The organism is Streptomyces sp. NP-1717 (genome assembly GCF_022695985.1).
Classification (GTDB): Bacteria; Actinomycetota; Actinomycetes; order Streptomycetales; family Streptomycetaceae; genus Streptomyces.
This window is the reverse complement of sequence record NZ_JAAPBF010000034.1, coordinates 18,624-32,419: the sequence shown is the minus strand read 5'-3', so window position 1 is coordinate 32,419 and position 13,796 is coordinate 18,624. Positions and strand designations below refer to the sequence as shown.

Genomic DNA, 13,796 nt, shown 5'->3' with positions numbered 1-13,796 from the left:
TCGGGCCAACGGACCGTCGCACTACGGTCCTTCGGCTCTGGCGCCGGGTCTCGTGAACGGTATCACAAACTATTTGATGAGGTCTTTACCATGAACGTGTGCTGACCGTCACACATGAGGACGAATCCGCGCGTGTGAGCCCGGCACGGAATGTCCTTGTCTGGTAATGGGGCATGATGAGGCAATTCTCAGTATGCCGAATCGGCCTTGCGCCGGTCGGAGAGACGAGATCGCGGCCCGATGGCGGTAGCCCCGTTGACGCCCGCCGGGACCGGGGCCCGCTCGTCGGCCGTGACGTCGTCGGCCGCGAGGGACTCCTGAGGCACCTGTGACCCGGCGCCCGGCCGGCTCTCCCCCGGCTCCGGCGACTCCTGGGCGGGCTGGTCCGACTCCCCCCGGGCAGCGCGCCGGCGGCGCCGGTAGCGGGGCGGCACGACGGCCTCGGCCCAGCGCGGGGCACGCGGTGTGAAGCGCGGCAGCAGCAGGAGCAGCAGCCCCAGGGCGCTCAGCGCGACGACCGCGAGCACGATCCACATCGTGGACATCGTGGACGAGGAGTGGACCGAGTACAGCACCACTCCGAAGGCGATCAGCGCCGACCAGAAGTACATGATCAGGACGGCCCTGCTGTGCGAGTGCCCGATCTCCAGCAGCCGGTGGTGGAGATGGCCGCGGTCGGCGGCGAACGGCGACTGTCCGTTCCACGTGCGGCGCACGATCGCGAGGACGAGGTCGGCGACCGGGATCGCGATGATCGTCAGCGGCAGCAGCAGCGGGATGAAGACCGGCAGTGCGGCGTGGGTCGCCTCACGGGTCGAACCGTCGGCGTAGATCTTCAGGGCGTCCGGGTCCACCTGGCCCGTGATGGAGATCGCGGCCGTCGCGAGCACCAGACCGATCAGCATCGATCCCGAGTCGCCCATGAAGATCCGGGCGGGATGCATGTTGTGCGGCAGGAAGCCGACTCCCATGCCCATCAGGATCGCGGCGAAGAGGGTGGCGGGGGCGGCGGCCTCGATGCCGTACCCGTACCAGATCCGGTACGCGTACAGGAAGAACGCCGCCGCGGCGATGCACACCATGCCGGAGGCCAGACCGTCGAGTCCGTCGACGAAGTTGACCGCGTTGATGGTGATCACGACGAGCGCGACGGTGAGGAGCGTGCCCTGCCAGGAGGTCAGCGCGACCGTGCCGACGCCGGGCACCGGGATCCACAGGATCGTCAGACCCTGCATCACCATCACACCGGCGGCGATCATCTGGCCGCCGAGCTTGATCAGGGCGTCGATCTCGAACTTGTCGTCCAGCACACCGATCAGCCAGATCAGCGCGGCCCCGGACAGCAGCGCGCGCGGCTCGTTCGACCGCTCGAAGACCCCGCCGAGATTCTGCAGGTTGCTGGCCACGAGCAGTCCGGCGCACAGTCCGAAGAACATGGCGATACCGCCGAGACGCGGTGTCGGTTCGCGGTGGACGTCTCGCGCGCGGATCGCGGGCATCGCGCCGATCGCGATGGCGAACTTCCGCACCGGACCGGTCAGGAGATACGTCACCGCGGCCGTCACGCAGAGCGTCAGCAGGTAATCACGCACAGGCTGCCCCACAGGAATCGCCGGCCATCTGAGCCACACACACTAGCCCGCGACAGGACGACTGTTGGAATGCGCGTAGCCACATGGTCAAGGACATACACGGCGGCGCGACGGTTGCACAAATTCGTCCCACCGTACGTTCCGCCGGACTTCTCACGGTGCGTCGCCGCTGTTCAACGGTGTGCGAGCGGTGGGCGGCCCGGGGAATCAGTGCCGGGTCGGCACACCCGTGAGCGCCGTCACCACCGGGTCCAGCGCCTGGTGGATCTCGTCGCCGATGGAGCGGAAGAAGGTGATCGGGGCCCCGTACGGGTCGTAGACCTCGTCCGCCTCCGCGTTGGGGGCCAGAAGCCATCCGCGCAGCGCGGCGGCGGCACGCACCAGCGCACGGGCGCGCTCGACCACGCCCTCGTCGAGGGGGTCGGGCAGCGTCGCCGGGTCTATGGCCCGTACGAGACGCGTGAACTCCTTCAGCGTGAAGGTCCGCAGCCCCGCGGAGTGCCCCATCGAGATGACCTGCGCGCGGTGGTCCCGCGTCGCCGTGAGCACCAGGTCCGCGCGGATCACGTGCTCGTCCAGCAGCTCCCGTCCGACGAAGCCGGACGGGTCCGCGCCGAAATCCGCCAGGACGGCCTCCGCGTTGGCCTCCATCGAGGCCCCCTCGTGTCCCCAGGTGCCCGCGCTCTCCACGATGAGCCCGCCCATGAGCCGCTCGCCGAGGCGGTCGCTCAGGGCATGGCGGTTCAGCCGCTCGGTGATGGGCGAGCGGCACACGTTGCCGGTACTGACGTGGAGGATGCGGAAGGTGTCGGGGAGTCCCGCTATGCCACGCCCCTCAGGGGCGGTCAATTGGCCACCTCGAGGTCGGGTACGACCTTGCGCAGCTCGTCGGCGTCCACGGCGCCCGCGCGCAGCAGGAGCGGGACCTTGCCCGTCACGTCCACGATCGAGGACGGCACGATGCCGGGCGTCTTCCCGCCGTCGAGGTAGACCGACACCGCGTCCGCCAGCATCTCCTGCGCCGCGTCACAGTCCTCCGGCGCCGGGTGTCCCGTCAGGTTGGCGCTGGAGACGGCCATCGGGCCGACCTCGGTCAGCAGCTCGATCGCGACGGGGTGCAGCGGCATCCGGATCGCGACGGTGCCACGGGTGTCGCCGAGGTCCCACTGGAGCGAGGGCTGGTGCTTGGCGACGAGCGTGAGCGCGCCCGGCCAGAACGCGTCGACCAGCTCCCACGCCTGCTCCGAGAAGTCCGTGACGAGGCCGTGCAGGGTGTTCGGGGAGCCGATGAGCACGGGCGTGGGCATGTTGCGGCCCCGGCCCTTGGCGTCGAGGAGATCGGCGACGGCCTCCGCGCTGAAGGCGTCGGCGCCGAGCCCGTAGACGGTGTCCGTGGGCAGGACGACGAGCTCGCCTCGGCGGACGGCGGACGCGGCTTCACGCAGACCGGTCGTACGGTCGGTCGCGTCGTTGCAGTCGTATCGCCGTGCCATCTAACGGCCCTCCATCTGTGTTTTTTGAAGTGCTCGGTTCGCCTCCGGGGCGCTTGAGCACCTGTCGACGGTCGACCGTGCTCGCCCCCTCGTTCCTCGGGGCCTGTGCGCGCTCTCCCTTTCGGCAGGCGCGCGCCCCTTCGGCTCACTCGCATCACTCGCGGTGCGCCTGGAGGCTGAGGTCACGGCGCCGGGGGGCGCCGCCGTCGCTGTGCCGGCCGTCACGGCATCGCCTTGCGCGCCGTCGCGAAGCGGGGGCGCTTGTTCAGGTCCGGGTGGTCGGCCGCGTCCGCCCAGCCGGCCTCCTCGCTGAAGATCCACGGAACCTGCCCGCCCTGGGTGTCCGCGTGCTCGATGACGACGAGCCCGCCGGGCCGCAGCAGCCGGTGCGCGGTGCGTTCGATCCCGCGGATCGTGTCGAGGCCGTCCTCGCCGGAGAAGAGCGCCATCTCCGGGTCGTGGTCACGGGCCTCGGGCGCCACGTACTCCCACTCGGTGAGCGGGATGTACGGCGGGTTGGAGATGACCAGGTCGACCTGGCCGTCGAAGTCCGGGAGGGCCGTCAGGGCGTCTCCGCGGTGCACGGTGACCCTGGACCCCTCGGCGTTCTTCCGCGTCCAGGTGAGGGCGTCCTCGGACAGCTCCACGGCGTGCACACGCGAGCGCGGCACCTCCTGGGCCATGGCGAGCGCGATCGCGCCGGATCCCGAGCAGAGATCGACGATCAGCGGCTCGACGACGTCCATCGCGCGGACCGCGTCTATGGCCCAGCCGACGACGGACTCGGTCTCCGGCCGGGGCACGAACACCCCTGGCCCGACCTGGAGTTCCAGATACCGGAAGAACACCCGCCCGGTGATGTGCTGGAGCGGTTCGCGGGCCTCGCGGCGCGCGACGGTCTCCCAGTAGCGGGCGTCGAACTCCTCGTCCACGACGCTGTGCAGCTCTCCGCGCTTCACACCGTGCACGAACGCGGCGAGTTCCTCCGCGTCGAACCGCGGCGACGGCACGCCCGCGTCGGCCAGCCGCTGGGTGGCCTGGGCCACCTCGGCGAGCAGCAGACTGCGGGGGGCGGGCCCACGGCGGAGCCGCTGAGGGTCGCTCGGCCCCCCAGAAGGTGTCTGCACGCTGGTTCCTCCTGAGACGTAGAAGGGGACGGGTCGTGATCGGTAGGCAGTGACGCGGGTGCGCCGGGTGCGCGGGCGGCTCAGGCCGCCGCGAGCTTCGCCGCCGAGTCGGCGTCGACGCAGGCCTGGATCACTGCCGCCAGCTCACCGTCGAGCACCTGGTCCAAGTTGTACGCCTTGAAGCCGACGCGGTGGTCCGAGATCCGGTTTTCCGGGAAGTTGTACGTACGGATCTTCTCGGACCGGTCGACGGTACGCACCTGGCTGCGCCTGACGTCCGCCGCGTTCCTCTCCGCCTCCTCCTGTGCCGCGGCCAGAAGCCGCGAGCGCAGGATACGCATGGCCTGCTCCTTGTTCTGGAGCTGACTCTTCTCGTTCTGGCAGGAAGCGACGACTCCGGTGGGCAGATGCGTGATCCGGACGGCCGAGTCGGTCGTGTTGACGGACTGGCCGCCGGGGCCCGACGAGCGGTAGACGTCGATACGCAGGTCGTTGGCGTGGATTTCCACGTCGACCTCCTCCGCCTCGGGCGTCACGAGCACACCGGCCGCCGACGTGTGGATCCGGCCCTGCGACTCGGTGGAGGGCACCCGCTGCACACGGTGCACCCCGCCCTCGTACTTGAGCCGCGCCCAGACGCCCTGTCCCGGCTCGGTGGCCCCGTTGCCGCCCTTGGTCTTCACCGCGACCTGGACGTCCTTGTAGCCGCCCAGCTCCGACTCGGTGGCGTCGATGATCTCGGTCTTCCAGCCCACGCGCTCGGCGTAACGCAGATACATCCGCAGGAGGTCACCGGCGAACAGCGCCGACTCGTCGCCGCCCGCGCCCGCCTTGATCTCCAGGATGACGTCCTTGTCGTCGCTGGGGTCGCGCGGGACGAGCAGGAGCCGCAGCTTCTCGGTGAGTTCGTCGCGCTGCTTCTCCAGCGCCTTGGCCTCGGCGGCGAAGTCGCCGGCCGACGCGTCGGTGGGGTCGGCGGCGAACTCGCGGGCCGTCTCGATGTCTTCCCCGGTCTGCTTCCAGGAGCGGTAGGTCCCGATGATCGGGGTCAGTTCCGCGTACCGCTTGTTGAGCTTGCGGGCGTTCGCCTGGTCCGCGTGGACCGACGGGTCGGCGAGCTTCTTCTCCAGGTCGGCGTGCTCGCCGACCAGTTCCTCGACCGCCTCGAACATTCGGGGGCTCCTGGGTTGCGTACGAAAAAGTGCTGCGCGAAGGTGCTGCGGGACGGCAAAGCGCCGGTCTCGGCGCCCCAGGGCAGGGGCACCGAGAACCGGCGCAGTTGGCTCGCTACTTGTTGGCGGAGCCGGCGGCAGCCTTGCCGAAGCGGGCCTCGAAGCGGGCCACGCGGCCACCGGTGTCGAGGATCTTCTGCTTGCCCGTGTAGAACGGGTGGCACTCGGAGCAGATTTCGGCACGGACGGAGCCGGATTCGATCGTGCTGCGAGTGGTGAACGACGCACCGCAGGTACAGCTGACCTGGGTCTCGACGTACGTGGGGTGGATGTCGCGCTTCAAGGTGTCTCCTAGGGAACATCCTCGCCAGGCGAGGAAGGCGCCGGGTCGCACGCGCGGATGCTCGTACGTGAACCGGGGCCGACGATCCAGTCTGCCAGGACCGGCCGTATCTCCAAAACCGGGGTGTCCCCGGATCTATTCCGCGCCGCCCGCGACCACGCCGGACGCGTCGCTCTTGTCGCCCGCGGACTCCTCCGTCGCCGACGCCGGGATCGGCCTGTCCGCCCGCAGCGCCGCCCAGACCTGCTCGGACGCCTTCTCCAGGGGGACGACACGGTTCGGGTCCGCCGGGTCGTACCGGACGGGCAGCGTGATCATGTTGACGTCCTCGGCGCCGAGGCTCTTGAGGCCGCCGGCGAACCCGGCGAGTTCCTTGACGGTGTCCAGTTCGGAGTCGGGGGTGATCGCCCGGGTCGCGGTGTCGCCGATGCCGTAGAGCTTCTTGGGGCTGCTGAGCAGGCCGATGTCCTTGACCTGGGTGATCAGCGCCTTGATGAAGGCCTGCTGGAGCTGGATGCGGCCGAGGTCGCTGCCGTCGCCGACGCTCTTGCGCGTCCTGACGAGGCCGAGCGCCTGCTCGCCGTCCAGGGTGTGGGTGCCGGGTTCGAGATTCAGATGGCTCTTGGAGTCGTCGATGGTCTCGGTGGTGGTGATCCTCACGCCGCCGAGTTCGTCGATGAGCTGCTTGAACCCGGTGAAGTCGACCTCGATGTAGTGGTCCATGCGGATGCCGGACATCTTCTCGACGGTCTTCACCGCGCAGGCCGGTCCGCCGACCTCGTACGCGGTGTTGAACATGGCCCGCCGCTCGCCGGCGGCCCTGTCGCCGTCACCGTCCTCGCAGTCGGGGCGTTCGACGATGGTGTCGCGCGGTACGGAGACGACACTGGCGCTCTTGTGGCCTTCGTCGACGTGCATGATCATCGCGGTGTCGGAACGGGCGCCGCCCTCGTCGGCGCCGTACTCGGCGTTGTCGCCGGAGCGCGAGTCGGAGCCGAGGAGCAGGATGTCCATCGATCCGTTGTCGACGTCCACGGGGCGGTCGGTGCCGAGCCTGGCGTTGATGTCGACGCCCTGGATGTTGCCGTTGAGCTTGATGTACGCGTATCCGAGGCCGGATCCGCCGACGAGGACGAGGGCGGCGGCCGACCACGCGGCCGCGGTCGTGGCGCGACGGCGTGTGCTCGGCTTCTTGCGGCGCGTGCCTGTCGCGCGTATCCGGCCGCCCTTGCTCTGATCGGTCATGTGCTCCTCGGCTCCCGTCGGCTCCCGCCGGTTGTCGTCGGCTCTCGCAGCGTGTGCGGCTACCCCTTGCCATGGCCTTCAGGCACGGTGCGCCGTCCATGGGTACGGACGTGCGGGGCAGCACGCAGGGTTGCACAACGAGCTGTGGCCCCCGCCGGAGCGGGGGCCACAGAAGATGGTGCGAGGAGCCTGACCGGTGACCGGTCACCCGGTCACTGACCTGCGATTGTCAGGCGATGGTGTGGTAGCCGGTCCAGCCGGATCCGATGTTCACGCCTGTGGCGAAGATCTCGGACGTGCCCTTGCCGGTGCCCTTGAGGAGGTACAGGGTGCCGGCCGCGTTACGGACGACGACGTCGGGCTTGGCGTCGCCGGTCACATCGCCGGGGGTGGCGATGGTGGTGTACGCGGACCAGTTGGTGCGGACCACGACGGGCGTCTCGAACGGTGCGGCGGCGTCGCCGGTGCCCTTGGCCAGCAGGAGGTCACCGGTGCTGCCCCGGCGGACCAGCAGGTCGGGCTTGCCGTCGTTGGTGAAGTCACCGTGACCGCGGACCTGGTTGTAGAGCTGGTAGCCGGTGGCGACCGCGGTGGAGGCGCCGAACGTGCCCTTGCCCGTACCGGGGTAGAGCCGCAGCTCACCGGTGGAGGTGACGGAGAGCAGGTCGGGGTGGCCGTCGCCGGTGACGTCACCGGGGGTCACGATCGCGCGGACCGTGTTCCAGGCGCTGAAGATCCTGGTCTTCGCGTATGTGGAGCTGCTCGCCGAGCGGTGCAGCCAGTACACGTCGCCGGAGTTGCCGCGCGCGACGAGGTCCTCGTAACCGTCCCTGTTCAGGTCGGTCTGGACGGCCAGGTTGTAGGCGCTGAAGGTGCCGGTGAACGCCTTGCGGGAGGCGAACTTGTCGCCGGTGGAGGTGAAGGTGTACGCCTTGCCGTCCGCGCTGGTGCGGGCCCACAGGTCAGCCTTGGTGTCGCGGCTGAAGTTGGTGTCCTCGATGCGCGGCTGGAGGGCCGGCATGTACGTCGACACCTTCGTGTACACGTCGAACGTGCCCTGGTAGTTGCAGAGCTCGGACTGCGTGGAGACGCCCCAGGAGGTGACGCCGATGATCCGGCCGTTCACCATCATCGGGCTGCCGGAGTCACCGGGGCAGGTGGCCTTGCCGGTGGAGTTGTCGCCCGTGCCGCCCGTGCCCGCGCAGATCATGTGGCCGGGCTTGAAGGCGCCCGGGCTGTTGAGCACGGTGTCGAGGTTCTCGGTGCACGCGGCGTCCGAGTTGAGCGGCTGCGTGACGCGCTGGAGGGTGTCGGCCAGCGTGTCGAGGTCCGGGTCCGAGCCGGTCATGCCCCAGCCGTAGGTGGTGGCGGTGGTGCCCGGGGCGTAGCGGGTGGTGTCCCGGTACGCGGCCGGCTGCGCCGGGGTGCCCGTCAGGGGCTTGGCGAGCGTCAGCAGCGCGATGTCGTTGTCGATCGCGTCCGCGTTGTACGAACCCGCGACATACGAACGGCTGATGTCGGCCACGGTGCCCTCGTCGTTCGGACCACCGGCGAGCTTGGCCGTGTCGGCCAGAATCATGCCGCGGCCGACCATGTCGAGCGCTTTGCCGTTCTCGTCGGTGACGCAGTGCGCCGCCGTAAGAACCTTGTTGGGCGCGACGAGCGTTCCGCCGCAGGTGAAGTAGAAGAGTCCGTCGTTGTCGAACTCGAAAAGCAGTTGCACCATCCAGGGGGCGCTGCTGATGGACGTGTTCGTTCCGCCGATGATTCGCGGCGAGATCTCTTTGGAGCTGACGACCTTGCTGTCCTTGGGCGGCAGGAACTTCTCACCGCCGCCGCCATCGGCGGCCTGTGCTGTGGAGACCAGCCCGCCGGCGAGGACCGCGACGGCCGCCGTACCAGCGGCTATCAGTCTTCGCACTCTACGGACCGGTCGGTCATGACGCGACACACGCACGCAAATCTCCCGCTAATCAAGGGAATTGGTTTGGCGCCGTGTGGGGGGATGGAACGGCTCATCGGATATTACAGGCAGAAATCCGCCCCGTCACCGGAGTAACGGGGCGGATCCATAAGCAAGTTGAGCAATCGGGACAGGAATCCCGGAACAACGTCTGCCGGTTCGTCAGTCGTTGCCGTTTCCGGGCGACGGAGTCGTCTTCTGAATCTGGAGCAGGAACTCCGCGTTCGACTTCGTCTTCTTCATCTTGTCCAGCAGCAGCTCGATCGCCTGCTGCTGGTCGAGTGCGTGCAGCACCCGGCGCAGCTTCCAGACGACGGCCAACTCGTCGCTGCCGAGCAGGATCTCCTCCTTGCGGGTGGAGGACGCGTCCACGTCCACCGCCGGGAAGATGCGCTTGTCCGAGAGCTTCCGGTCGAGCTTGAGCTCCATGTTGCCGGTGCCCTTGAACTCCTCGAAGATCACCTCGTCCATGCGCGAGCCGGTCTCGACGAGCGCGGTGGCCAGGATGGTCAGCGAACCGCCGTCCTCGATGTTGCGCGCCGCGCCGAAGAAGCGCTTCGGCGGGTAGAGCGCGGTCGAGTCGACACCACCGGACAGGATGCGTCCGGAGGCGGGGGCCGCGAGGTTGTACGCGCGGCCCAGGCGGGTGATGGAGTCCAGCAGGACGACCACGTCGTGACCCAGCTCCACGAGGCGCTTGGCGCGCTCGATGGCCAGCTCGGCGACGGTGGTGTGGTCCTCGGCGGGGCGGTCGAAGGTCGAGGAGATGACCTCGCCCTTCACCGACCGCTGCATGTCGGTGACCTCTTCCGGACGCTCGTCGACGAGGACGACCATCAGGTGGCACTCGGGGCTGTTGACCGTGATCGCGTTGGCGATCGCCTGGAGGATCATGGTCTTGCCGGTCTTCGGCGGTGCCACGATCAGACCACGCTGGCCCTTGCCGATCGGTGCGACGAGATCGATGATCCGCGTCGTCAGCACGCCCGGGTCGGTCTCCAGACGGAGCCGGTCCTGCGGGTAGAGCGGCGTCAGCTTCTGGAACTCCGGCCGGCCGCGGCCCGATTCGGCCGCCATGCCGTTCGCCGAGTCCAGGCGTACGAGCGCGTTGAACTTCTCGCGGCGCTCGCCGTCCTTGGGCTGGCGCACCGCGCCGGTGACGTGGTCACCCTTGCGCAGTCCGTTCTTGCGGACCTGGGCGAGCGAGACGTACACGTCGTTCGGGCCCGGCAGGTAGCCGGAGGTCCGGATGAACGCGTAGTTGTCGAGGATGTCGAGGATTCCCGCGACGGGGATCAGCACGTCGTCGTCGGCGACCTGCGGCTCGCCGCCGCCACCGAACTCCTCGCGGCCACGACGGCCGCGGCGGTCGCGGTACCGGCCGCGGCGTCCGCGCCGGCCGCCCGCCTCGTCGTCGAAGTCGTCCTGCGGCCCGTTGCCCTGGTTCTGGCCGCCGCCCTGGCGCTGCTGGCGCTGGCCGCCGCCCTGCTGGCCGCCACCGCCCTGCTGGTCGTCGCCCTTGCCCCGGCGGTCACGCTGACGGCTCTGGCGGTCGCCGCGGTCACGGTCACCGCGCTCGCCCCGTTGGCCGCGCTCCTGGCGGTCGCCGCGGCGTCCGTCGGCGTCGCCCTGGGCGGACGCGGAGACGGCCGCCTCGGTCTTGCCGTCGGGCCGCTCGTCCACGACGGTGTCGGTGCCCGACTCGCCGCGGGTCTCGGTCTTGCCGTCCGGGCTGCCCGCCTGCGCGGTGGCCCTGCGCCGACGACGCTCGCCCGCGGGCTGGTCGTCACTGGCCGGCTGGCCCGGGATGTCGATCTGCCCGTCGGCCTTGTCGGCCTTCTCTGCCTTGGCCGGGGCGCGGTCCGCGGCCTTCTCGGCGGCGGGGGCTTCCGCCACGGGGGCCGTGTCGCCCGTACGGGCCTTGGAGGTGGCGCGCCGCTTGGGCTTCGCCTCGGCGTCGCCGCCGGCCGTCGCGTCGCTCTTGGGCGCGGGCGAACCGCCGCCCTGCGCCTCCTTGATGACGTCGATCAACTGGCTCTTGCGCATCCGCGCGGTGCCCCGGATACCGAGGCCGGACGCGACCTGCTGAAGCTCGGCCAGGACCATGCCGTCGAGGCCGGTGCCGGAGCGGCGGCGCCGTGAGGTGGTGCCGGTGGCAGCACCTTCGGCGGGCGCGGTGGTGTCGACGCTGTTGTCGGCGCTCACGCCCATCAGATCGGTGGTGTCGCTCACGAAGGGTCCTTCCCTGGAGCGGACGTCGGCCTTCTGGCTCGGCGACCGGTTGTGCTGTCCGGCCGCGGGCTGTGATCGTGTCGATCACGGGCCGAGGCCGGGGCGATGGTCCCGCCGGGTACGGCGGAGAACTTGCGTACGTGCAATGGGTCCGGCCCGAGGTCCCCCTGCTCGGCCCACTCCTGGACACAGCGAGGGGTGTCGTGCCGGTTCCGGGGCGTGCTCAAAACTGCTCAGGCAGGCTGCTCAGGCAGTCGGGGAGGCTCCCGGAAGAATGGTGGTCCCGAATGGGGACGCGAGCACCGAGCCAAAAAGACGTCGGGTGCAGACTTGAGGTTAACACTACCGGCTCCAACAAACATTCCCCCTCTCACTCACCGGCAATCCACCGTTACTGAGAACCGAGCGGCAGAACGCTCGCGCCCGTGCCGTCGAGGCCGAGCCTGTGCGCCGCCCAGCCCTCGCCGGCCAGCCGTACGACCTTGTCGGCCGCACTGTCCTCGGTCAGCGCCAGGACCGTGGGGCCCGCGCCGGAGATGACCGCCGGGACGCCGTCGGCCCGCAGCCGGCCCACGAGCTCCACGCTCTGCGGCATCGCCGGAGCGCGGTACTCCTGGTGCAGCCGGTCCTCGGTGGCCGCGAGGAGCAGCTCGGGACGCCTGGTCAGGGCCTCGACGAGCAGCGCCGAGCGGCCCGCGTTGAAACTGGCGTCCACATGGGGGACGGAGCGCGGCAGCAGCCCGCGGGCGGTCTCGGTGAGGACCGGCGTCTCGGGTACGAACACCACGGGGACCACGGACTCGGCGACGTCCATCCGGATGGCCCGCGCCGCTCCCCCGTCGGTCCAGGCGAGCGTGAAACCGCCGAGCAGACAGGCCGCGACATTGTCCGGGTGGCCCTCGATCTCGGTGGCCAGCTCCAGCAGCGCCGTGTCGTCGAGCCGGGCGTCGCCGCCTATCGTCACGGCGCGCGCGGCGACGATCCCGGCGCAGATGGCGGCGGACGACGAGCCGAGACCGCGGCCGTGCGGGACGCGGTTGGCGCAGACGACCTCCAGGCCCCGGGGCTGGCCCCCGAGCAGGTCGAACGCGGTGCGCAGGGAGCGTACGAGGAGGTGGTTCTCGTCGCGGGGCAGCGTCCGCGCGCCCTCGCCCGCGATGTCGACGTGCAGGCCGGAATCGGCCACGCGCACCACCACGTCGTCGTAGAGCCCGAGCGACAGGCCGAGGGTGTCGAATCCCGGCCCGAGGTTGGCGCTGGTGGCGGGGACGCGCACCCGTACGGCGGCGGCGCGGAAAGCGGGACCGGCCATCGCTTGGACGACTCTCCTTGTGTGGCGGCGAAGTCTCGACGAGATACGGAAACACCCGACGGCCACGAAGGCAACAACACCGCGGCATATGCGGCGGGGCGGGTTGGGTACAGCTTATCGAAGGAAGGTTCAGTGGCGACATAGGGCGCACAGGAGGCGCACGATGCGTGTCGCGTGCCTTCCTGTGCGCCTATGCAGGGTCTTGGTGTGCTTTGTGTACGCGACCGGCGGCCGGTCCGTGACTACGCGAGGCCCAGGCGCTCCGCCGCCGTCACCGCGTCGACCGGGACGGTGACCGGCTGGGGTGCTCCCGCGACCGCCCAGTCCGGGTCCTTGAGGCCGTTGCCGGTGACGGTGCAGACGATGCGCTGGCCCGGGTCGACCCTCCCCTCCTCGGCCGCCTTGAGCAGACCGGCGACGGACGCGGCCGACGCCGGCTCGACGAAGACACCCTCCTGGGCGGCCAACAGGCGGTAGGCGCGCAGGATCTGTCGGTCCGTCACCTCGTCGATGAAGCCGCCTGACTCGTCCCTGGCGGCGAGCGCCTGCTGCCAGGACGCCGGGTTGCCGATCCGGATCGCGGTGGCGACGGTGTGCGGGTCCTTGACGACCTCGCCGCGCACGATCGGCGCCGAACCGGACGCCTGGAAGCCCCACATGCGCGGCGTGCGGGTCGCGGGGCCGTCCGCGGTGTACTCCGTGTACCCCTTCCAGTACGCCGTGATGTTGCCGGCGTTGCCGACGGGCAGTACGTGGATGTCGGGGGCGTCACCGAGCGCGTCCACGATCTCGAAGGCCGCGGTCTTCTGGCCCTCGATACGGGACGGGTTCACCGAATTGACCAGCGCCACCGGGTAGTTGTCGGACAGTCCGCGCGCCAGTGTCAGACAGTCGTCGAAGTTCCCCTCGACCTGGAGGATCTTCGCGCCGTGCACCAGAGCCTGGCCCATCTTGCCCAGCGCGATCTTGCCCTGCGGCACGAGGACGGCGCAGACCATGCCGGCCCGTACCGCGTACGCGGCGGCCGACGCCGAGGTGTTGCCGGTGGAGGCGCAGATGACGGCCTGCGCGCCCGCCTCCTTGGCGTGGGTGATCGCCATCGTCATGCCGCGGTCCTTGAAGGACCCGGTCGGGTTGGCGCCCTCGACCTTGAGGTGCACCTCGCAGCCCGTGGCCTCGGAGAGGACCTGCGCGGGGACGAGCGGCGTCCCGCCCTCGCGGAGGGTGACCACCGCCGTCGTCTCCGCGACCGGCAGCCGGTCCCGGTACTCCTCGATGATGCCGCGCCACTGGTGGGTGCCGTTGCTCGTCATGGGT

The 13,796-nt window shown here is 69.9% G+C and carries 11 protein-coding genes; all 11 read right to left on the bottom strand.

The features are described from left to right. Window positions 1-188: 188 nt before the first annotated feature. Window positions 189-1,592, bottom strand: coding sequence for an MraY family glycosyltransferase (locus tag GXP76_RS10540; RefSeq protein ID WP_242571198.1), 1,404 nt, complete (start codon window positions 1,590-1,592; stop codon window positions 189-191). 207 nt (window positions 1,593-1,799) lie between these two features. Beyond that, the gene (locus tag GXP76_RS10535; RefSeq protein WP_242571197.1) at window positions 1,800-2,441 is read right to left on the bottom strand and encodes a protein-tyrosine-phosphatase; all 642 of its coding nucleotides are present in this window, start codon (window positions 2,439-2,441) and stop codon (window positions 1,800-1,802) included. Continuing rightward, window positions 2,438-3,085, bottom strand: coding sequence for an L-threonylcarbamoyladenylate synthase (locus GXP76_RS10530; protein ID WP_242571196.1), 648 nt, complete (start codon window positions 3,083-3,085; stop codon window positions 2,438-2,440). Before GXP76_RS10530 ends, GXP76_RS10535 begins: the two co-directional genes overlap by 4 nt. 221 nt (window positions 3,086-3,306) lie before the next feature. After that, complete coding sequence (gene prmC, locus GXP76_RS10525; RefSeq protein WP_078079472.1) at window positions 3,307-4,146, bottom strand: peptide chain release factor N(5)-glutamine methyltransferase; 840 nt, start codon at window positions 4,144-4,146, stop codon at window positions 3,307-3,309. Window positions 4,147-4,292: 146 nt separating this feature from the next. Further along, window positions 4,293-5,384 (bottom strand): peptide chain release factor 1, encoded by a 1,092-nt coding sequence (gene prfA / locus GXP76_RS10520; RefSeq protein ID WP_242571195.1) that lies wholly within the window; start codon window positions 5,382-5,384, stop codon window positions 4,293-4,295. 115 nt (window positions 5,385-5,499) lie between these two features. Next, window positions 5,500-5,727: a 50S ribosomal protein L31 gene (gene rpmE / locus GXP76_RS10515; protein WP_023538649.1), complete on the bottom strand. Its 228-nt coding sequence runs from the start codon at window positions 5,725-5,727 to the stop codon at window positions 5,500-5,502. Between the two features lie 135 nt (window positions 5,728-5,862). After that, window positions 5,863-6,972 (bottom strand): LCP family protein, encoded by a 1,110-nt coding sequence (locus GXP76_RS10510; protein ID WP_242571194.1) that lies wholly within the window; start codon window positions 6,970-6,972, stop codon window positions 5,863-5,865. 229 nt (window positions 6,973-7,201) lie between these two features. Next, the gene (locus GXP76_RS10505) at window positions 7,202-8,893 is read right to left on the bottom strand and encodes a trypsin-like serine protease (protein WP_242571193.1); all 1,692 of its coding nucleotides are present in this window, start codon (window positions 8,891-8,893) and stop codon (window positions 7,202-7,204) included. A 204-nt stretch (window positions 8,894-9,097) separates the two neighbouring features. Further along, complete coding sequence (rho, locus tag GXP76_RS10500; RefSeq protein ID WP_242571192.1) at window positions 9,098-11,167, bottom strand: transcription termination factor Rho; 2,070 nt, start codon at window positions 11,165-11,167, stop codon at window positions 9,098-9,100. 391 nt (window positions 11,168-11,558) lie between these two features. Further along, window positions 11,559-12,479, bottom strand: a complete 921-nt coding sequence (thrB, locus tag GXP76_RS10495; protein ID WP_242571191.1) for a homoserine kinase — start codon at window positions 12,477-12,479, stop codon at window positions 11,559-11,561. A gap of 242 nt (window positions 12,480-12,721) precedes the next feature. Then, complete coding sequence (gene thrC, locus GXP76_RS10490; RefSeq protein WP_242571190.1) at window positions 12,722-13,792, bottom strand: threonine synthase; 1,071 nt, start codon at window positions 13,790-13,792, stop codon at window positions 12,722-12,724. Window positions 13,793-13,796 lie beyond the last annotated feature (4 nt).

Excerpts from the sequence above, each read along its gene's own strand:
- GXP76_RS10510 (WP_242571194.1), bottom strand. The coding sequence starts at position 6,972 with ATGACCGATCAGAGCAAGGGCGGCCGGATACGCGCGACAGGCACGCGC.
- thrC (WP_242571190.1), bottom strand. The coding sequence starts at position 13,792 with ATGACGAGCAACGGCACCCACCAGTGGCGCGGCATCATCGAGGAGTAC.
- thrB (WP_242571191.1), bottom strand. The coding sequence starts at position 12,479 with ATGGCCGGTCCCGCTTTCCGCGCCGCCGCCGTACGGGTGCGCGTCCCC.
- GXP76_RS10530 (WP_242571196.1), bottom strand. The coding sequence starts at position 3,085 with ATGGCACGGCGATACGACTGCAACGACGCGACCGACCGTACGACCGGT.
- prfA (WP_242571195.1), bottom strand. The coding sequence starts at position 5,384 with ATGTTCGAGGCGGTCGAGGAACTGGTCGGCGAGCACGCCGACCTGGAG.